At 40.2% G+C, this 18451-nt stretch carries 23 protein-coding genes; 9 read left to right on the forward strand and 14 right to left on the reverse strand.

Going from position 1 to position 18451, the window contains the following annotated elements; translation table 11 throughout:
• Positions 1 to 118: 118 nt before the first annotated feature.
• The gene (locus tag BN1609_RS07460; protein ID WP_088809814.1) at positions 119 to 1114 is read left to right on the forward strand and encodes an NAD(P)/FAD-dependent oxidoreductase; all 996 of its coding nucleotides are present in this window, start codon (positions 119 to 121) and stop codon (positions 1112 to 1114) included.
• A gap of 86 nt (positions 1115 to 1200) precedes the next feature.
• Here the strand turns inward: BN1609_RS07460 and BN1609_RS07465 are convergent, their stop codons facing one another.
• Positions 1201 to 1398 (reverse strand): hypothetical protein, encoded by a 198-nt coding sequence (locus BN1609_RS07465; protein WP_088809813.1) that lies wholly within the window; start codon positions 1396 to 1398, stop codon positions 1201 to 1203.
• 173 nt (positions 1399 to 1571) lie between these two features.
• Between BN1609_RS07465 and BN1609_RS07470 the strand changes: the two genes are divergently transcribed.
• Positions 1572 to 2201 carry an SDR family oxidoreductase gene (locus BN1609_RS07470; RefSeq protein ID WP_088809812.1) on the forward strand — a complete coding sequence of 210 codons (630 nt, stop codon included), beginning with the start codon at positions 1572 to 1574 and terminating at the stop codon, positions 2199 to 2201.
• 33 nt (positions 2202 to 2234) lie between these two features.
• On the opposite strand, the gene BN1609_RS07475 is transcribed toward BN1609_RS07470, so the two are convergent.
• Complete coding sequence (locus BN1609_RS07475; protein WP_088809811.1) at positions 2235 to 2468, reverse strand: YuzB family protein; 234 nt, start codon at positions 2466 to 2468, stop codon at positions 2235 to 2237.
• Positions 2469 to 2518: 50 nt separating this feature from the next.
• Complete coding sequence (locus BN1609_RS07480; RefSeq protein WP_088809810.1) at positions 2519 to 2848, reverse strand: YuzD family protein; 330 nt, start codon at positions 2846 to 2848, stop codon at positions 2519 to 2521.
• A 392-nt stretch (positions 2849 to 3240) separates the two neighbouring features.
• Between BN1609_RS07480 and BN1609_RS07485 the strand changes: the two genes are divergently transcribed.
• Entirely contained in the window at positions 3241 to 3477 is a 237-nt protein-coding gene (locus BN1609_RS07485) for a NifU family protein (protein WP_088809809.1), read from the forward strand.
• An 87-nt stretch (positions 3478 to 3564) separates the two neighbouring features.
• Positions 3565 to 4065, forward strand: a complete 501-nt coding sequence (locus tag BN1609_RS07490) for a phosphatidylglycerophosphatase A (protein ID WP_088840716.1) — start codon at positions 3565 to 3567, stop codon at positions 4063 to 4065.
• A gap of 46 nt (positions 4066 to 4111) precedes the next feature.
• Here BN1609_RS07490 and treC read toward each other — a convergent pair whose 3' ends face one another.
• The 7 genes from treC to BN1609_RS07525 all read right to left on the reverse strand — a co-directional run bounded on the left by treC (position 4112) and on the right by BN1609_RS07525 (position 11972).
• Positions 4112 to 5773, reverse strand: coding sequence for an alpha,alpha-phosphotrehalase (treC, locus tag BN1609_RS07495; RefSeq protein ID WP_088840717.1), 1662 nt, complete (start codon positions 5771 to 5773; stop codon positions 4112 to 4114).
• A 46-nt stretch (positions 5774 to 5819) separates the two neighbouring features.
• On the reverse strand, positions 5820 to 7277 hold the full coding sequence (gene treP, locus BN1609_RS07500; RefSeq protein WP_088809806.1) for a PTS system trehalose-specific EIIBC component: 1458 nt from the start codon (positions 7275 to 7277) through the stop codon (positions 5820 to 5822).
• Positions 7278 to 7448: 171 nt separating this feature from the next.
• On the reverse strand, positions 7449 to 8147 hold the full coding sequence (gene treR / locus BN1609_RS07505) for a trehalose operon repressor (protein WP_088809805.1): 699 nt from the start codon (positions 8145 to 8147) through the stop codon (positions 7449 to 7451).
• A gap of 59 nt (positions 8148 to 8206) precedes the next feature.
• Positions 8207 to 9496 (reverse strand): hemolysin family protein, encoded by a 1290-nt coding sequence (locus BN1609_RS07510; RefSeq protein WP_088809804.1) that lies wholly within the window; start codon positions 9494 to 9496, stop codon positions 8207 to 8209.
• Between the two features lie 47 nt (positions 9497 to 9543).
• A complete protein-coding gene (locus tag BN1609_RS07515; RefSeq protein ID WP_088815748.1) occupies positions 9544 to 10308 on the reverse strand; it encodes a TIGR01457 family HAD-type hydrolase in 765 nt (254 codons plus the stop codon).
• 15 nt (positions 10309 to 10323) lie between these two features.
• Complete coding sequence (locus tag BN1609_RS07520; RefSeq protein ID WP_369821464.1) at positions 10324 to 10635, reverse strand: YutD family protein; 312 nt, start codon at positions 10633 to 10635, stop codon at positions 10324 to 10326.
• Positions 10596 to 11972 (reverse strand): bifunctional UDP-sugar hydrolase/5'-nucleotidase, encoded by a 1377-nt coding sequence (locus BN1609_RS07525; protein ID WP_088815749.1) that lies wholly within the window; start codon positions 11970 to 11972, stop codon positions 10596 to 10598. Before BN1609_RS07525 ends, BN1609_RS07520 begins: the two co-directional genes overlap by 40 nt.
• 135 nt (positions 11973 to 12107) lie before the next feature.
• Between BN1609_RS07525 and BN1609_RS07530 the strand changes: the two genes are divergently transcribed.
• Both BN1609_RS07530 and BN1609_RS07535 read left to right on the forward strand, forming a co-directional pair.
• A complete protein-coding gene (locus BN1609_RS07530) occupies positions 12108 to 12944 on the forward strand; it encodes a sulfite exporter TauE/SafE family protein (RefSeq protein WP_088809800.1) in 837 nt (278 codons plus the stop codon).
• Positions 12945 to 12974: 30 nt separating this feature from the next.
• Positions 12975 to 13316: a DUF1634 domain-containing protein gene (locus BN1609_RS07535; protein WP_088809846.1), complete on the forward strand. Its 342-nt coding sequence runs from the start codon at positions 12975 to 12977 to the stop codon at positions 13314 to 13316.
• Positions 13317 to 13356: 40 nt separating this feature from the next.
• Here BN1609_RS07535 and BN1609_RS07540 read toward each other — a convergent pair whose 3' ends face one another.
• Genes BN1609_RS07540 through BN1609_RS07550 form a run of 3 tightly spaced genes read right to left on the reverse strand, consistent with a single transcriptional unit; the run spans position 13357 to position 15416 of the window.
• Positions 13357 to 13989, reverse strand: a complete 633-nt coding sequence (locus tag BN1609_RS07540; protein ID WP_088809799.1) for a DUF5105 domain-containing protein — start codon at positions 13987 to 13989, stop codon at positions 13357 to 13359.
• A gap of 9 nt (positions 13990 to 13998) precedes the next feature.
• Entirely contained in the window at positions 13999 to 14535 is a 537-nt protein-coding gene (locus tag BN1609_RS07545) for a hypothetical protein (protein ID WP_088809798.1), read from the reverse strand.
• A 59-nt stretch (positions 14536 to 14594) separates the two neighbouring features.
• The gene (locus BN1609_RS07550) at positions 14595 to 15416 is read right to left on the reverse strand and encodes a YusW family protein (protein ID WP_088809797.1); all 822 of its coding nucleotides are present in this window, start codon (positions 15414 to 15416) and stop codon (positions 14595 to 14597) included.
• 215 nt (positions 15417 to 15631) lie between these two features.
• On the opposite strand from BN1609_RS07550, the gene BN1609_RS07555 reads away from it, so the two are divergent.
• The 3 genes from BN1609_RS07555 to BN1609_RS07565 are packed head-to-tail and all read left to right on the forward strand — an operon-like array spanning position 15632 to position 17518.
• Entirely contained in the window at positions 15632 to 15961 is a 330-nt protein-coding gene (locus tag BN1609_RS07555; RefSeq protein WP_088809796.1) for a PadR family transcriptional regulator, read from the forward strand.
• Positions 15954 to 16436, forward strand: a complete 483-nt coding sequence (locus tag BN1609_RS07560; protein ID WP_088809795.1) for a DUF1700 domain-containing protein — start codon at positions 15954 to 15956, stop codon at positions 16434 to 16436. Before BN1609_RS07555 ends, BN1609_RS07560 begins: the two co-directional genes overlap by 8 nt.
• Positions 16433 to 17518 (forward strand): DUF4097 family beta strand repeat-containing protein, encoded by a 1086-nt coding sequence (locus BN1609_RS07565; protein ID WP_088840718.1) that lies wholly within the window; start codon positions 16433 to 16435, stop codon positions 17516 to 17518. The genes BN1609_RS07560 and BN1609_RS07565 overlap by 4 nt, the downstream gene beginning before the upstream one ends.
• 62 nt (positions 17519 to 17580) lie before the next feature.
• On the opposite strand, the gene BN1609_RS07570 is transcribed toward BN1609_RS07565, so the two are convergent.
• Positions 17581 to 18423 carry a DUF72 domain-containing protein gene (locus BN1609_RS07570; protein WP_088825744.1) on the reverse strand — a complete coding sequence of 281 codons (843 nt, stop codon included), beginning with the start codon at positions 18421 to 18423 and terminating at the stop codon, positions 17581 to 17583.
• Between the last annotated feature and the right edge of the window lie 28 nt (positions 18424 to 18451).

Raw genomic sequence — 18451 nt, forward strand, 5'->3', positions numbered from 1 at the left:
TAGTCCTCCTACCCAACATTGTGAAATTCGAAACATATGGTTTTAAGCAAAAGTTGCATCGCTTTTAATTTTTTTATGCTAGAATGGATATATTATTTGATTGAAAGGGGAGTTTATTTTGGATGATAAAACCAAAATTTATGATATAACCATTATCGGCGGCGGCCCCGTTGGACTTTTCGCAGCTTTTTATGCCGGCATGCGCAAAGCCAATGTGAAAATCATCGAAAGTTTACCCCAACTAGGTGGCCAATTAACCGCGCTTTATCCTGAAAAATATATTTATGATATTCCCGGATTTAAAGCTGTGCGTGCCCAAGAACTTATCAATAATTTAACTGAGCAAATGCAACCGTTCAATCCTAGTATTTGTCTTGAAGAAGCCGTTTTGCAAGTGGAAAAACAAGCGGATGGCACATTTGAAATTACTACAACGAAAGATGTTCATTATAGCAAGACCATCATTATTACAGCCGGAAACGGTGCGTTTGAACCGCGTAAACTTCAATTAAAAGAGGCGGAGCAATTTGAGGGTGCGAATTTGCACTATTTTATCAACGACTTAAATCGCTTTAAAGGGCGACGTGTTGCTGTTTGTGGCGGCGGTGATTCAGCAGTCGACTGGGCATTAATGCTTGAACCTATCGCGAAATCAGTTACGATTATTCATAGACGCGGAGCGTTTCGCGCGCATGAGCATAGTGTCGCAAACCTTGAAAAGTCTTCCGTAACAGTTTTAACCCCATTCATTCCAACTGCGCTACACGGGACAGAAGCGGGCATCGAACGAATTGTTTTAGACGAAGTAAAAGGTTCTAGAACAGAAACGCTCGAAATTGATGATTTTATCGTTAATTACGGCTTCGTGAGCCAACTTGGTCCTATTAAAGACTGGGGTCTAACTATCGAAAGAAACTCCATTGTCGTGAATTCAAAAATGGAAACATCGATTCCCGGCATCTATAGCGCAGGCGATATTTGTACGTATGACGGCAAAGTTAAACTCATCGCCACTGGATTTGGTGAAGCGCCGACAGCCGTCAATAATGCTATTAATTTCATCGACCCGACAGCACGCGTTCAACCGATGCACTCCACATCCATGTTCGCTTAAACCAAAAAGGAACCTAGCTCTTCAGCTAAGTTCCTTTTACTCGTAAAAACCCTATCATAGTGTCTTTCTTTTCATCATCTTTTTATTTATTGATGCTTAATTAAGCGTCTATCTTTATCATTGTAAATCTGTTCCTGAATGTTCCGCATTCTTACCTTAAGCTCTGCCAACTCACGTTCCATCGTGGCACTTTCTTCTTTTTTCTCTCTGAGTTTTGCGCGTATCCTCCTTAACAAATTTATCACCTCATATATTCTTTTTTCTCTATGATTAAATGGTATCATAAAACGAGGCTTCAAAACGTAAAATACCCTAGAAACCCTATTTTTAGTCCTAAATAACAAATGTAAGCATAATTTTCACATTTTGTGTAGACTGTTCAGAATTTTCAGCCTCAGTTTTATTTTGCTCCGTCAGGGGAAAAAGACAACTACCAAAACTAAAAGGAGGCCAATTTATGAATGTTTTAGTTATTGGAGCAAACGGTCAAATTGGAAAGCAAATTGTGCGCGAGTTGGCACTGGAAAAAGGTTTCTTTGTGCGCGCCATGATTCGTAAAGCAAGCCAAATGGACGAATTAGAAAAACTAGGTGGCAAGCCCATTATTGCTGATTTAGAAAAAGATTTTAGCTACGCTTACGATGAAATCGACGCCGTCATTTTTGCCGCCGGTTCTGGCGGGCATACAGGTCCCGAAAAAACCATTAGCGTTGACCAAGATGGCGCCATCAAAGCCATTCAATTTGCCGAAGAAAAAAATATTAAGCGTTTCATTCTAATCAGCTCCATTTTAGCTGGCGAACCTGAAAAAGGTCCCGCATCGCTCGCAAATTACTTAACCGCAAAAGGTCATGCCGACAATGCGCTGTTAGCAAGTCAGTTAGACTTCACCATTTTGCGTCCCGTCACTTTAACAAACGACTCGCCTACGGGGCTTGTGGACGATGCTAGCGAATTTGGCCAAGCTACTATCACCCGCGCTGATGTCGCACAATTTGCGTGCGCTATTTTGTCTGAGGCGACCACATACAGGAAAATTTATACTTTCCAAAATGGCCAAACTCCTATCTCCAATTATATTCACTAAAAAAGCCGAGGATTTCCTCGGCTTTTGATTTATTTAAATTGGATTTTCTTCAAGAAATGCATAAATGTTACGTAATAGTTCAGCGGCATCATTTCCGCGCACCACTTCGCCGTCCACAAGCGCAAAAAGACTTGTCGCACATAAATCGCAGTAGGTGAGGCAGTCATATTCCACGACGTCCAAATTTGGATCTTCATTCAAACGCTCATAGACTTCCTGTGCCCCGCTCGCTAAATTATTGACGCAAAATTCCACAATCGGATTCACGTTTTTTTACTTCCTTTCTTTACAACGGAAGCCTTTCACACTTCGTCTTTCTACATCGTCGGAACATAGCCACGATCAGTCATCACTTTATAAATATCCTTAAGTCTTGGGTTTCCTTCTGCAATAATTTCATCGTCCACCACAATGACGGGGTACATATAATCTTCATCGACAAATTTCCTCGCTAAGTCCCTTACATTAGAGTCAACTTGCTCTGGGTCAAAAATATCGACATATTCAACTTCAAACGGTTGATCTTGAAACTTTCTCGAAACAGCTGCACGTAGCCATTCTTCCGTTTCTTTTGAAGAAGGTGCACCCACACAGCTCGCGCAAATAACAGAAGAACCATACACATAAAGTTTCGCTTGATTTTCCATCGCAACTCACCTCACACACATTGTACTAAAAAAAACTAGCAAAATCGACTTTTCTGTTTCAAATGAATAAATGTGAATTTTACTGATTAGATATTCATTGACAGTGTTTAAGCAGTATATTATAATAATTAAAACAATTCTGTCACTTTAACGCTTGTTGGTGATAAAGCGGCAAATGAATACTGGTTGTTTCCGTGAAAAAATCACGGTTTATATAACAACACTCCCTTTTTGGCTGGTTAAATAACCAGTCTTACGCGGCTTTACCTACCGCGTTTTGCCCGTTCCTTTCTGAGCCTTAGGAGCGGGCATGTTTTATGTCAAGTGCTTCCATCTCTCCTTCACTCCTGTTATAATAATGAATATCACTTGAAAAGGAGTTTTGTTTGCGTATGGAAGAAATTAGTTTTGATGCAGTTGACAAAGCTTTACAAAAGTTCCGTCCGTATTTACTCCGAGATGGTGGCGATTATGAACTTATTGATGTGACGCCAGATGGCATAGTTAAAATTAAACTTCTTGGCGCTTGCGTAACCTGTCCCAGTTCGGATATGACTCTAAAAATGGGCATTGAACTCACACTTTCAGAGAAAATTTTTGGCTTTAAAGAAGTCGTTCAAGTTTTTTAAGGAAAATGTTAAATGAAACGTAACCGCGCCATAATCTGACTGATGACAATGCGGATTGTCGCGTTTTAGTACGAGGAGGAATTTTACATGGTAGAAAAACAAAGTGTTTTAGAACAAAAAGCGCGTACAATGCTGACTGAACGCGGCGTAACAATTGATGACATCGCCGATTTAGTTTTATTTCTACAAAAAAAATATCATCCGAAGTTAGAACGATCGGTTTGTATTGAAAATGTCGAACAAGTTTTAAGTAAACGCGAAGTGCAAAATGCCATTTTAACAGGCATTCAATTGGATATTTTAGCCGAAAAAGGCGAATTAATGCAGCCGCTACAAAATATTATTAGTAACGATGAAGGTTTGTATGGTGTTGATGAAATTTTGGCGTTGTCCATTGTTAACGTCTATGGCTCCATCGGTTTTACCAATTATGGCTATATTGATAAAGTAAAACCTGGCATTTTAGGAAGGCTGAATGAACATAATAGTCAAGACGTTCACACCTTTTTAGACGACATTGTGGGAGCTATTGCAGCTGCGGCCGCGAGTAGACTTGCCCATAGTTATCACGATGATATTGTGCAGTGAAATGAAACAAAGCCTAGCAGCTCGAGATTGCTAGGCTTTTACTATTTTAATCTGATATTATTAGCGCTTCATATGGTCTTAGTTGAAGCGTGCCTTTTAGTGCTCGGCCTTCCTGTTCGTAGTTAGCAAGCAATACTTGTCCGCCTTTGTCTAACCATGTTAATTCGCGCAAGTCGATGGTCGCTGACTGCTCATAAAAGTTAGCAACGACTAATAAATGGCCCTTTGCTGTATTCCGCGTATAGGCAAAAATTTGGTTATCGTGAAGGAATAGCGGTTGATAATCTCCTTCTGCAAGAATCTGTTGTGTTTTACGAAGCTTAATGAGTTGCTGATAATATTTAAACACTGACTTTGCCGCTGCCTGATCCGCCGCAGCATTCACTGTTGTTGCGTTTTTGCCGGCGCCAATCCAAGGTGTACCAGCAGTAAAACCATTTGCCTCACTCGTATCCCACGTCATTGGTGTGCGACCATTATCGCGCGACTTATCCGCTAAAATGGCCAATGTTTCTAGTTCGCTATTTCCAGCCATTTTGAGCCTCTCATAGGCATTCAGTGATTCCACATCACGATACTCATCGATTGAACGGAAAGCAGGATTACCAGTAGCAAATTCTTCCCCTTGGTAAATATAGGGCGTCCCTTGCATACCATGCAACATTGTGGCTAGCATTGTCGCACTTTCATAGCGATATTCTTCATCGTTACCAAACCTCGTTACTGCGCGTGGCTGATCATGATTATTCCAAAACAATGCGTTCCAGCCTCCGCCTTGATACATGCCAGTCTGCCAGTCTGCAAATAATTGTTTCAATTCAATAAAATTAAATGGTGCTTTAGTCCACTTTGCTTTATCTTTATAATCAACTTTTAAATGATGAAAATTAAACACCATATCTAGTTCTTCATTCTCTGGATTCGTATAAGCGACACAACTTGGCAAACTTGTTGAGGACATTTCTCCAGTTGTTAGTGCATCTGGAAAGTCGGTTAAGACTTCTTGATACATTTCGTGTAAAAATTCATGAATTCTCGGACCATCTGTATAAAACTTGCGGCCATCATCAGTCGCCGATAATAGGCTATCATCTAAGAAGCGCTGATCTTTCGATAGTAAATTGACCACATCTAGACGAAATCCGTCAATTCCCTTTTTAAGCCACCAACGCATCATCTGATAAATTTCTGCGCGCAACTTCGGATTTTCCCAATTCAAGTCAGCCTGCGTCACATCAAATAAATGTAAGTAATAATTTTCAGTTCCCTCGTTGTATTCCCATGCGCTACCACCAAATTTTGACTGCCAATTATTCGCTTGCTCGCGCCATATATAATAATCATAATAGGGATTCTCGCGTCCCGTTTTTGCCTGTATAAACCACTCATGTTCCGTTGAAGTATGATTAACAACTAAGTCCATAATGATTTTTATTCCTTTTTGATGCGCTTTAGCAAGTAATTCATCAAAGTCAGCCATCGTGCCATATTGGGGGTCAATATTATAATAATCAGCAATATCATAGCCATTATCGCGCTGCGGCGATACATATATCGGCGTCAACCAAACATAATCAACGCCTAGTTCCTCTAAATAATCTAAACGTGCAATAATTCCTTGAATATCCCCTATGCCATCACCATTACTATCCTGAAAACTTTTCGGATATATTTGATAAACAACAGATTGTTTAAAATTTGTACTCATTTCTTAGCCTCTCTTCAATCAAATGCCTTTTGGTATTTTATCTGTTCTACATACCGAAATCTGTATCCTCTGGCGTTATTATTTCTTGTCCGCCAGCTTTTTTCACTGCCATTTTATGGAATACAAAAGTTAGCGTCATCGGCACCGCAATCGCTACAATCATTGCAATGGCGAACGGTAACCAATCTTGCGGTTGAATGGATAGAATTCCTGGCAATCCGCCGACACCGATAGCATTAGCCATTACACCGCTGACAGTGGATACAACGGCGGCACAAGCAGATCCAATAATCGCAGCATAAAACGGATAACGGAATTTCAAGTTGACTCCGTACATGGCTGGTTCAGTTACGCCAAGCCAAGCTGAGATAGTTGAAGATGTTGTGACTGATCTCGTTTTCGAATCTTTGTATAAGAAGTAGCATGCAAAAGCGGCAGCACCTTGCGCAATATTGCTTAAAGCAATCATCGGCCAAATCATTGTTCCACCAAGATTAGCAATCAACTGTAAATCAACTGCAATAAAGGTATGATGTAATCCCGTAATCACAAGCGGCGCATATGCTAGACCAAAGATAATCGCTCCAATGAAGCTGAACGACCCTGTCAACAACCATTCAAAGAAGAAGGCAATGCCGTTCCCTACTTCTCGTGAGATTGGTCCAATAATCGTATAGGATAATACTAACGTAACTAATAAAACTGTAATTGGAATAATGACCATTTTTAAAGCATCGTGGATATATTTGTTTAAAAACGTTTCCATTTTGGCAAGGACAAGACCGCCAATTAAAGCTGGTAGCACTTGTGCTTGGTAGCCCACTTTTTGAATCTCAAACCAGCCGAAATCCCAAACGGGTACTTCACCTGCTGCATTAGCTGCTGCATAGTCGTAAGCATTCAGCAATTGCGGGGATACTAACATAATTCCGAGCGTAATTCCAAGTACTGGTGTTCCACCGAATTTTTTCACAGTAGACCAACAAATCGCGACCGGGAGGAAATGGAAAATTGCTTCCCCGGGAACCCACAAGAATGCATTCAGCGAATCCACCCATGGATACATTTGTGCTAACGTTAAACCGCCATCAAATTTGATTTCACCAATGATATTGCGCAATCCTAAAATTAAACCGCCTGCTAATAAGATTGGAATAATTGGTACAAAAATTTCTGCCAAGTTAGCAATTAGGCGTTGCACGATATTTTGATGTTGTAAAGCGTCTTGTTTTACTTCTTCCTTACTTACTTTTTCAACACCGCTCACTTCCGCAAAATCTTTATAAAAGTCAGCAACTGCATTTCCGATAATGACTTGAAACTGTCCTGCACTCGTAAAAGTTCCCTTCACGTCGTCAAGCGTCTCAATTTTTGCTACATCAGCCTTGCTTTCATCTTTTAAAACAAATCGAAGTCGTGTCACACAATGCGTTAATGACACAATATTCTCTTTTCCGCCAACATAATCAAGCAACAGCTCAGCTTGTTCCGTATATTTCCCCATACTTTACCCTCCTAAATTGAAAGCCTTTACATAATACTATAACTTGTTCGAACATGATTGTCAACGTGTTTAAACAAGTTTGTATGAAAAATAATTTTAGGCATAAATAAAATAAGCATATATTCAGTAAAAGCCCGTTTATAATAGGGAATGATTACTGAATGTATGCTTTTAACGCCGGGCAATGTCGGTAAAAACAAAGCGGTCCGGGCGATGTCTTGACTGAGTATATTCAAATAATACGCCGTTTTGTAAGTAAACAAAGTTATGGACAACCGCAACTAGATCAAAATCAAGCATATCAAGATGTTCATAATCATCAGCTGTTGCACGTTCAATCACAATATTTTTTTTGGCAATACCAATTTCAATCGCCAACTCTTTTTCTATAAATGTATAAATCGATTTTTGAGCAATTTCTGGGGTTAATCCCGGTATGAGCTCCCGCGCAAAATAATTCACATCAAGAATAATCCGTTCATTTTGGAGCGAACGTACTCGCTTAATATGCGTTAATACAGTATTAGGTGCAAAGCCGCTCTTGTTTGCCAACTGCTCATCAGCAATCATATGTTCAAACAAGGCTACATCAGTTTGGAAGTTTTCCTTCGTGCGCACCATAACTTCTTGAAAGCTTTCAAGACCGTTAATGGCAAACTCAAAAGAACGATTTTCCAGCACAAAAACACCCTTGCCTTTCTTGCTCACGACTAAACCATCACTAATTAACGAATCGATTGCTCGGCGAATCGTATTTCGACTTACACCATACTTTTCAGTCAATTGGCTTTCAGAAGGCAGCTGTTGCTGATATTCATTATTTATAATTTTAGTTTTTAAGTCCTCATAGATTTGATAATATTTGTTCATGTTGCAAAGCACCACCTAAACTGTATTTTATCATACATCGCGAATTGTTGAAATCAAATTTAGTTGGCAGATTTCCGTATTTCCACCTGCCGAACGGAGTTTTTATTCATCGCTAAAATGGTAAATTGCCAGCCAGATTCTTCTACGACATCGCCGCTATCCAAATTGAAATTTTGTAAAAACAGCCAGCCGGATAATGTGTGCACGCCTTGCCCGACAAGTTCGATTCCTAAAACTTCCTCTACGCTAACAAGCGGTTCCGAGCCTTCCACAACAAAATGGTTTTTTGCAAGTCGGCGAATCCCTTTCGGATTTTTCGCTTCCTCCATATCGCCGACAATAATTTCCATCACGTCTTCAAGTGTCACAATGCCCGAAGTCCCGCCGTACTCATCTGTCAAAACAGCGAAATCCGCCGCACGCTCCTGCATTTTCACAAGCAATTCTTCGAGCATAATACCTTCAAACATTTCAAGCGCTTCTGTTATAAAGGGGCGAATTGATTTTCCTAGGATATTCTGGTCTTCTCCAAGCCCTGCCATGACACCGCTCACTTGAAGGATACCGACAATTTTATCTTTGTTGTTTTCTTCGGTGACTGGAAAAATGTGATACGTATGTTGGGCGGTCAATTTTAGTAAGTCAAGAACTGTAGCCGTTTCGTCAATCGTAGCGACTTTCAGGCGGGGGATCATAATTTCATTTGCGGGGACGTCCGCAAGTTTGAAAATATTTTTCATATATTTGAATTCTTGCTGATTTAAAAGTCCTTGGCGGTAGCTATCTTCGAAAATAATCTTTAACTCGGTTGGCGTCATTTGCTCACTATTCGCTTGATTTTTAGCCCCAAAAGGTTTTGTAATGAGGTTGGCGGAGCGATTTAGTAGCCAGTTTAGCGGGAAAGTTAACTTATACCAATATACGAGCGGACGCGCGATAAGGAGCGCCACTTTTTCTGTGCTTTGAATGGTCAGCGTTTTCGGTGCTAGTTCACCGAGAACGACATTGAAAAATGTGATGAGAATGAACGAGACAAAAATGGAGATGGGGCCTTCGAGCGAACTCGGCAGCGGCAACCATTCAAATACTGGCGCAAGGAATTTTTGCATAGTCTCTTCGCCAATCCAGCCCATTGCAAGTGCTGCTAGTGTATTGCCAAGCTGGCAAGCCGCCAAATAATCGTTCATATTTTGCGTCACGCGTGCAACGTATTTTGCGCGCTTATTGCCACTTTCGACAAGACTTATAACGGTTGGCCTGCGAATCGCGACAATGGCAAACTCAGATGCTACGAAAAATGCCGTTGCTACAATTAGAAATACAACAAAAAGGTCATTCAAAATATCCACGCTCACCCCTCCTTTTTCCCAAGTAAAAAAGCGTCACAAAAACGCTCTTAAAATTGCCACTCTGCTAAACTAGAAAGCGCATAAGTAGGCTGAATTTCCTTTTGTGCCAGCGCTTCTTTGGAAGTAAAACCTGTGTGGACAATAAGCGTGTCCATCTCCGCATGAATCCCCGCTAAAATGTCCGTTTCATAATTATCGCCAACCATAATCGCGGCGTCCTTCGTTACGCCAAGCCGCGCGAGCGCTTGATTCATAATAATTCGCTCGGGCTTTCCGATGATTGTGGGCGCCGTTTCACTCGCAACCGATACCATCGCCGTAATCGAGCCGTTTCCAGGGAAAAGTCCACGTTCAGTCGGAATTGCCGCATCGGCATTCGTCGAAATAAACCGCGCCCCGCCGCGAATCGCAAGCACTGCCGTCGCCACTTTTTCGTACGTCAAGCTCGTGTCCATGCCCACAACGACAAACGCCGGGTTCTCCGTCTGCACCTCAAATCCCGCATCAAACAATGCCGTTTCAAGCCCTTTTTCTCCTATGAAGAAAACGCTTCGTTCATCGGTTTGTTGCGTCATAAATGCGGCTGTCGCCTGCGCCGAAGTAAAAACATCCTCTGGTGTGGCTGGAATTCCCATTTCATTCAAGCGTTCGCTCACCTGTTCAGGCGTTTTCGTTGAATTATTCGTCACAAATAAATGTGGAATATTTTTTTCATTCAACGTTTTAACGAACGGAATCGCATCTGGAATCACCGCTCCGCCGCGATACATCGTTCCATCTAAATCAATTAAATACGCATCGTATGGTTTCAAACTAAAAACGCCTTTCTATTTCTTAACTTTTTTCAAAACAAAGTATGCACAGCCAAAATTACAGTATTCGTATAAATATTCTTTTAGCGTGCTAATTTTATTGTCGTAAGTAGATTTGCGATTGTTATCTTCAAAAAAACCTTTTAGACGCAGTTGGTCGTAACCATAGTCACCAACGATATAATCATAGCGAAGTAAAATATCGCTAAAGCGTTCCATTAGTTTTTCTTCATCGAAACATTCACGGTAATTCGTTAGCAGTTCATATTCTTGTTTTTCTATTGTAATCATTCTTTTTCCTCCCCGTACAGTTTTTTTAGCTGCCATGTTAAAATATCACGGAGTAATTCCGGTGTATATACTTCTTTTTTCTTTACTTGTTTAATAATCGGGAAAAATGGTGCGTAAACGAACGTATCGTGGGTCACAATTCGGTAGTTCCGACTAGGGTCAATGGGTTTTCCGTCCCAGAGTGGCGCGCTAGAAGTGGGGTCAAAGCCCATGCGTTTCATTAAAACGGCACCGAAAATTTCGCCGCGAAAGCCAAATCCTTTTAAGGGGAATTCTCTAAGCTCGTCTTGTTTACGGACGATTTCCTGAATTAAAACTTCAAGCTCTTGCCCTGAAAGCGTCACCGCAATTAAATTCAGCGGATGCGGCAAGAGTTGGTGGATGTCAAACGCGGTTACGTCACCTTTTTCAAGGTCCGACATATAAATTCCGGCATTCGTTAAAAAGGTATCCGCCCCGCTAAAAGCGCAAGCTGCCTCGTAGAATACCTCTGCGATTTTTGACTCTCCAAACCAATTATGCTCTAACTTTTCAGGGAGTGCAACCACTTTTTTAGAAAGCATATTTTTTCCTTTTTCAAAAAAGGCGGCAATTTGCGCCTCCTCATCATTTGGCGCGGGGAGCGTCTCCGTTTTGTATACTGTAGCTGTTTTCCCTAAAACCGCGTTTTCATCACTGAAGGTCACGGTCACTTCGCCAACATATTCGCCCCATCTGCCGCACGCGGCAAGTAGCGTCGAGCCAATTGTTTTCCCGTTTTCAAGAAGATGATGCGTATGGCTTCCTAAAATCACGTCAATTTCGGGAATTTCCACTGCGATTTGTTCATCGGACGGCAACCCAAGGTGCGAAAGCAAAATGATGAAGTCAGTATCTGCATCAAGCGCCGCAATTTGTTCGCGGATACACTGGATTGGTTCTCTAATGCCCCAGCCAAGCGATTCATAATACTCGCTAAACGCCGCCGTCACACCAATAACCGCCATTTTAATCCCGTTAACTTCCTTATAAATAAAAGGCAACGCCCAGTCCACTCGCTTTGTTCTTGCCACGTCGCTATATACATTCGCACATACGACCGGAAAATTAGCATTATCATAAAGCGTTGAAAGCTGTTCATGGGACAATGTTGTACCTTCATTATTTCCAATTGTCACCGCATCATACGCTAATTCATTTAGCAATTCCACATTCGCTTTTCCCGCACTGCCTTCTGTTAACGGATGAACGCGGTCCAAAAAATCACCAATGTCAAACAAAAGGCTGTCGCTCGCATTTTCTTCCTTTTTTTCAGCCAAAAAGGTTTTGATTCGCGGCCAATTTTCCAAGTGACTATGGATATCGTTCGTATGCCAAATTTGGAGTTTTTTCATAGCATCATCCCCTTTTTCTCCCTCTATTGTAGCTTAAAATCCTGTTTTTGACACGCAACTCCGCTCCCGCTCTTTTCATTTTACTTTTTTTGGCGTATGATAAAAAGATGATGACTAACAGAAAGAAGTGAACTTATGGACACGCAAACGATGATGATACTGATTATCGCCATTTTTGCCGGAATACTCGGATCAATTCTCGGGCTTGGCGGCGGAATTATTATTACACCTGCGCTAACGCTCATTTTTGGCATCGACATTCAGTATGCAATCGGCGCAAGCATTATTTCCGTCATCGCGACCAGCAGTGGCTCCGCGATTGCTTACATAAAAGATCACATCACAAATCTCCGCGTCGGCATGTTTTTAGAAATCGCCACCACAATCGGCGCAATAACCGGGGCCTTCGTTGGCGGACTGCTATCCGCAACCGCGCTCTATATTATTTTCGGTCTACTCCTCCTTTATTCCAGCTATAATATGTTTAAAAAAGTAGGTTCCGAATTTCCTGTCAACGTAGAAAAAGATTCTATCGCTACCAAATTGAAACTCCACGATAGTTATTACGACAAGGCGCTTCGAAAAGAAATTCCGTACAATGTTGCAAACGTAAAAGCAGGGTTTGGCGTCATGTACGGAGCCGGCGTCGCAAGCGGCTTACTTGGAATCGGCAGTGGTGCGTTTAAAGTCATGGCACTCGACGTCTTCATGAAAATGCCGCTTAAAGTGTCCAGTGCAACGAGCAACCTTATGATGGGCGTGACCGCTGCCGCAAGCGCGACCGTATACTTATTCAAGGGCGACATCGATCCAACCATTGCGGCCCCAGTTGCCATCGGCGTTTTAATCGGCGCCACAATTGGAACGCGCGTTATGCAACGCCTAAAAAGCAAAGTCATTCGCATCGTTTTCATCCCAGTGCTTTTATACGTTGCTATCCAAATGATTCTTGAAGGATTGGGGTGGATTTAATTGGCGAGCGATAAACAAAAAGAAGAAGAAATGTATCACGTTGAAATTATCGTCGGCGGACTGCTTCGCATCGGCGTTTTAGTCAGCGCAGCAATTATAATTTTAGGCCTCGGTCTTTACATGGTCACTGGCGAAAGCGGCTATCCTGGGTCAACCTATCCAACATCATTCACAGCGATTTTTTCTGGACTTGCCGCATTAAAACCATTTGCGATTATGATGTTTGGACTGCTCTGCCTGATTTTCACGCCCGTATTTCGCGTTATCGTTTCCCTCTTTACTTTTTTAAAAGAAAAAGATTATTTATATGTTGGCATTACCGGTATTGTCCTTTTCATCTTGTTAATCAGCTTTTTAATTGGTAAAGGATAAAAAAATGAGATTTCCGCGTTTTAGGAAATCTCATTTTTATTTATAATCCAAATGCTTCATAAATATTTTTGAAGAAGATGTCTTCATTAACAATCTGCCATTTTTCTTTATCATCAGGATTTTGCTCCAGTTCAAGTTTAACTGTTACCGCCTTTTCTTCAGCAGGGCTTTCTAAGTACATCGTTTCAAGCGACTTATAACTCACTTCGTTAATCACCGCATTCAACTCTTCTTCCGAACTATCTGCCGTAATTTTCTGTTCTGTTTGATTAATCAATTTTTCGATTTCTTTATTGACAGTCCCACTATCCGTGTCTAGCCCTTTTACAGCAATCATCAAAGTCGCCTTTTCACTGCTTTCATCTTCAACTTTAATCGAATAGGAACTCACCTTTTCTAAATGTTTTTGTACCTCTTGCTGAAAGTCCTCCAGCTCTGACTTCGACTTATCTGGAAATTGTTCTTGAATAGATGATACAAATGTATTTTGATTTTCTTTAATCATACTTGCATCATCAATTCCAAAAATCGCTTTTAATTCAGGCGTCGATTCCTCATAAATATAACTTTGTATGAGTGCATCACCAGCTTTTTTAGCATCTTCTGGTTGTTTGCATCCTGCAAGCACGAGGAAAATGGCACCCAAAATCACTAAAAAGAAATATTTCTTCATTTTATTCTCCTAACGATGGCTTTGATTATATTTTTTCTTTTCTTCAATAATGCGTTGACGCTCTGCATCCGAAAGATTAGGATCGCTTAATTGATTTCCATATTCACGATTTTTCTCCCCAATTTCTCTTCCACTTTGGCTCGCACCTGTAGTCGCATCTGGCTGTTCGCTTTGCGTACTTGAAGACGATTTAGACTCAGCACTCTTTTCTGTTCCTGACTGGCTTTCTTGACCATTTGAAGTTGCAGCTTGTTTAGACTGTTCCGCTTGTTTTGCTGCTGCCTCCTCACGAGCTTCTTGCTCTTTCTTCGCTGCTGCAGCTTTCTCAGTAGCCACTTTTTTCTCTTCCACTTTTTTCACATGTGTTGTATCCACTTTTACTTTTACTTTCGCGCGAATCGCAGCAATTTTTTTCTGAATCGCAACCTCTTGCACTTTATTGAAAGTTGATGGCGCAGTTGCTTTAGCTGAGGGCTGAAATAAAATGGATAGCATTACGAGGAAGCAAACCATACAAACTGCTTTCACATATTTTTTTTGTAACATGTTCTACTCTCCTTTTATATCATGCAAAATGGAGCCCGAATAAACGGGACTCCACAGAATTATTTAACTTTAAATTCAAATTTTGCATTGTTAGTTTGTTTGACTTCATACTCGAATTTTTCAAAGTCTTTTTTAAGATTTAATTTAGATGTTACATGATTAATGATTTGTGTTTTATTTTTGTTTTGGAAATCGAAGCCGTTAAAGATTTTTTCGATAGCAACTTGTGCATCTTTACCTTTTAATTTTTGACCAGTGAATTCATTTTTGTATTCCGCTTCCACTTTACCATTACTTTTCACTTCGTAATCAATTTCAACATCTTTCTTTTTATACTCAATTTCAACTTCTAAATCTTTAATTTTTAAAGCAGTTGCTTTTGTTGTATCTTTATCAGGAGTTGGTGTTGCAGCTTCCTCTTCTTTTTCAGGAGTTGGGGCTGGTGTTGGAACTACTGTAGCCGTTGAATATGTTCCAAAGTTCACTTGCGTTGTCCAGTTGTTAGCCACATAAATGACTTTAAGACCTACTTTTTCTCCTTTAGAAATCGAAGTTAGAATACCTTTTAATTGGTTAGCGTAGCTTATAGAAGATGCTCTTGAAGCAATTACTTTCGCTTGAGCTTTCGTGAAGCCAGCATTTTCCCAAGTTTTAGCTACTTTAAATTGGTTGTAAACTTTTGTGATATTCGCTGTTGTAAGTTTGATACCTGTAATTTTTTCTACATCAGCTTTACTAAATTCAACAACTTTCTTATACGCATCTTGATAAACAATTTTCCCCGGTACTGTCGCTGCTTCGGATACTGTTGGAGCTAGCGTTGCCACACCTATCGTTAAGGCTAGCCCTGTGATTGCTGTTACTTTTACAAATTTGTTCATGTCTCATTTCTCCTTTGTCCTATAAATTATGTAGTATTGTTTTATTTATACTAGCTAAACTTAGTATATACACTACCCTTTTATTCGTCAAGCTTTTTCTACTATTTTTTTTATAGTAGTGAATATTCATTTGTACAAAACCGTTGAAAATGCTATACTTAGAGATGTTCTTAACTAATATAAAAAAGTGAATAGCGAATGTAGGAGGAAAGAAAATGCGCTCATCCGCACAATTTAAAAAAGGAGTTCTCGATATTTGTGTCCTTTACTTATTACAAAAGACAGATCGTTATGGGTACGATTTGACGCAACAAGTAAATAGTTATATTCCAATTACCGAGGGAGCTCTTTATCCATCACTAAGACGACTTGTAAAAGAGGGCTATTGTTCTACCTATTTGCAAGAATCCCCTAACGGACCGTCTCGAAAATATTATCATATTACGAACACAGGTCGAATTTACTTAGAAGATATGCTCGAAGAATGGGATGAGTTCGTCACAAGTTTTAACCAACTACGAAAGGAAGCGGATATCAATGACTAAACATCAATTCCTTAAAGAATTAGATAAAGCATTTTCTGGCTTACCTAAAGAAGAAAAAGAAGAACTTATTCAATATTACGAAGAATACTTAGATAACGCACGCTTAGAAGGAAAAACGGAAGCTGAAATCTTAGAAGAACTAGGGAAACCTAGTCAAATTGCTGAAGCTTATTTGGAAGCGAATAGCGTTGTCCCACTCGAGCAAAAAGCTTATGAGCAACTTGCTTTAAAAGGCTTTTGGAAAAGATTCTTCATTCAATTTCTCTTTATAGGTGGGCTTCTCTTACTTGGAATCATTTGTTTAAGTAGTTTTGTCAGCATTTTTCTCTTACTTGCAGATATCATCTTCTTTAGACAAATCATTCTGTTCCAAATCTTTATTTTATTATTCGCAATCGGCGTTTTATATATAACAATTCTTGGCATCAGACAATTGTGGTTCATTTACACAACACGAAGAGGGCGGTTTTTATGAAAAAACATGTTTGGGTTAGTAGTATCTTTTTAATTGTTGGCGGCATCGGGATTTTGTTCTGCCTATTCACGCAAAATTTTCAAGATAGCGGCAAAAATTATACGAATAACTGGCAATTTACCAATGAAGAATTTGCTAATTTAGACCTTTCTAGCGAGAAAAATGTGGCAATCAACATTGAAGAAGCCGATGTCGAAAAGCCCACTGTTACTATTTCCGGCAAGCTTTCGAATCGGGAAATTCAAGATTTAAAACCAACTTCTTCAAAAAACAGTACGGAAATTAAGATTGGGACTTTTCGGACGTGGCTAGAGCGCTGGCACCTTCCCGCATATGGCACGCAAAAAGTGCGCGTTAAAGTTCCGAAAGATTATTCTTTTAAAACCCTTTCGGCAAAATTAAACAACGGTAATGTCCACATCAATGAATTAACGGGCGAAGGTCTTTCGATTCGGCTTAGCAATGGGGATTTTGTAGGAGAGCAAAGTGCCTTTAAAAACGCAAAAATCACAACCAAGTCGGCTGGAACTGATTTGACGAACTGGACAGGAAATATCACGTTAGTTTCTAGTTCCGGCAATCAAATTGTTAAGGATTCCACTGGTGACTTTTCGCTTCACAATTCGGATGGCATGTCACAAGTTCACAGGCAAAAAGCGGAAAAAGGTGAAATTGACAATACTTCCGGTAAAGTGATTACTACACGCATCAAGTCTGGCCTCCTTACGATTGATTCTCAAAATGGAACAAACATCATTGAACAGCTCGAAGGAAAACTATTTTTAACTTCTTTAAACGGAAAAAGTATTTTAAGAGCTAATTACGGCGAGCAAATTGTGGAGAGTAAAAACGGTGATATTATTGTGGAGGAAAATGCGGTTAGCGGAAATATGAATATTAAGAGTGAAAATGGGCTAATCAAAATGACGCTTTCAAATGATTATCATCAAGAGAAATTCCAAATTGTTGCGCCGCATGGCCAAGTGACATCTGATTTTTTATGGCAAAACAATGCGAAAAACGCTACGGTGAAAATTCAAACTTTGCGCGGTGAAGTAAAAGTTTTAGAGGGCGATGCATAAAATTTAAAAACAACACGTGCAATCAGATTAAACGGAAGCGGACTTTGTCCACTTCCGTTTTTTTATTCTGAAAATAGGTCCATTTGCATTGGCGCTAGACCAGTGTATTCGATTTTCATTTTTTCTTGTAAATGCTTGGCGTTATCTGCTGCATCACCGCCACTGTTATTATTGAAAATGACAACAACCTCGCCTGATTCTTTTTGTAAATGTGATACGTATTTCGCCCATTCAGAAATTTCTTCCTCGTTATAACGATAAAGCGTTCGTACCTCTCGCCACTCTGGGCTGTTCGCTTTCATCCAACCATATTGGTTTCGACCGTGTAAGCGAACTAAAGTTACATCCTTATTCGTTCCTCGTAGCACGATAGGGACACTGCCCGAACCAACTTGCGGCTCATCCACTACGACATGAATCAAATTCAATTCTTTTAAAAAAGCGAGCGTTTTTTCTTTATTTGCTTCGCTATACCAACTTGCATTTCTAAACTCAACGGCAACAGGTAAATCTCCCATTTGTTTGGCTAAATGGCGTAAATAAGCCACATTTTCCTTTGTACAATTAAAGTACGGCGGAAACTGGCATAACACGGCTTTTAATTTTCCACCTTCACTTATTGGTGCGATGGCATCCATGAAACGACGATACATTTCAATTTCCGAATCAAAATAATCTTGCCATTTTTTATGCGTTGTCATGGCGCTAAAAGCCTTGACGACAAAGAAAAATTGTTCTGGCGTATCATTTACCCAATTCGCTGTCGTACGTGGTGACGGAATGGCATAAAAGCTAGTATCAATCTCAACAAGCGGAAAATGCGCCGCATAATCGACTAATTTATGTTTATTGGAAAGATTTAAAGAGTCATGGTCACTAAACCCCGTCAAACCAATCGTTATCATCTGCATCCCAACCCTTCTCGTCATTTTA

Origin of the sequence: Listeria sp. ILCC797 (genome assembly GCF_900186185.1) — a bacterium.
GTDB classification, from domain to species: Bacteria; Bacillota; Bacilli; order Lactobacillales; family Listeriaceae; genus Listeria; species Listeria goaensis.

Excerpts from the sequence above, each read along its gene's own strand:
- BN1609_RS07465 (WP_088809813.1), bottom strand. The coding sequence starts at position 1,398 with ATGATACCATTTAATCATAGAGAAAAAAGAATATATGAGGTGATAAAT.
- BN1609_RS07470 (WP_088809812.1), top strand. The coding sequence starts at position 1,572 with ATGAATGTTTTAGTTATTGGAGCAAACGGTCAAATTGGAAAGCAAATT.
- BN1609_RS07480 (WP_088809810.1), bottom strand. The coding sequence starts at position 2,848 with ATGGAAAATCAAGCGAAACTTTATGTGTATGGTTCTTCTGTTATTTGC.
- BN1609_RS07485 (WP_088809809.1), top strand. The coding sequence starts at position 3,241 with ATGGAAGAAATTAGTTTTGATGCAGTTGACAAAGCTTTACAAAAGTTC.
- BN1609_RS07490 (WP_088840716.1), top strand. The coding sequence starts at position 3,565 with ATGGTAGAAAAACAAAGTGTTTTAGAACAAAAAGCGCGTACAATGCTG.
- treC (WP_088840717.1), bottom strand. The coding sequence starts at position 5,773 with ATGAGTACAAATTTTAAACAATCTGTTGTTTATCAAATATATCCGAAA.
- treP (WP_088809806.1), bottom strand. The coding sequence starts at position 7,277 with ATGGGGAAATATACGGAACAAGCTGAGCTGTTGCTTGATTATGTTGGC.
- treR (WP_088809805.1), bottom strand. The coding sequence starts at position 8,147 with ATGAACAAATATTATCAAATCTATGAGGACTTAAAAACTAAAATTATA.
- BN1609_RS07520 (WP_369821464.1), bottom strand. The coding sequence starts at position 10,635 with ATGGCAGCTAAAAAAACTGTACGGGGAGGAAAAAGAATGATTACAATA.
- BN1609_RS07525 (WP_088815749.1), bottom strand. The coding sequence starts at position 11,972 with ATGAAAAAACTCCAAATTTGGCATACGAACGATATCCATAGTCACTTG.
- BN1609_RS07530 (WP_088809800.1), top strand. The coding sequence starts at position 12,108 with ATGGACACGCAAACGATGATGATACTGATTATCGCCATTTTTGCCGGA.
- BN1609_RS07535 (WP_088809846.1), top strand. The coding sequence starts at position 12,975 with ATGTATCACGTTGAAATTATCGTCGGCGGACTGCTTCGCATCGGCGTT.
- BN1609_RS07540 (WP_088809799.1), bottom strand. The coding sequence starts at position 13,989 with ATGAAGAAATATTTCTTTTTAGTGATTTTGGGTGCCATTTTCCTCGTG.
- BN1609_RS07545 (WP_088809798.1), bottom strand. The coding sequence starts at position 14,535 with ATGTTACAAAAAAAATATGTGAAAGCAGTTTGTATGGTTTGCTTCCTC.
- BN1609_RS07550 (WP_088809797.1), bottom strand. The coding sequence starts at position 15,416 with ATGAACAAATTTGTAAAAGTAACAGCAATCACAGGGCTAGCCTTAACG.
- BN1609_RS07555 (WP_088809796.1), top strand. The coding sequence starts at position 15,632 with ATGCGCTCATCCGCACAATTTAAAAAAGGAGTTCTCGATATTTGTGTC.
- BN1609_RS07560 (WP_088809795.1), top strand. The coding sequence starts at position 15,954 with ATGACTAAACATCAATTCCTTAAAGAATTAGATAAAGCATTTTCTGGC.
- BN1609_RS07565 (WP_088840718.1), top strand. The coding sequence starts at position 16,433 with ATGAAAAAACATGTTTGGGTTAGTAGTATCTTTTTAATTGTTGGCGGC.
- BN1609_RS07570 (WP_088825744.1), bottom strand. The coding sequence starts at position 18,423 with ATGATAACGATTGGTTTGACGGGGTTTAGTGACCATGACTCTTTAAAT.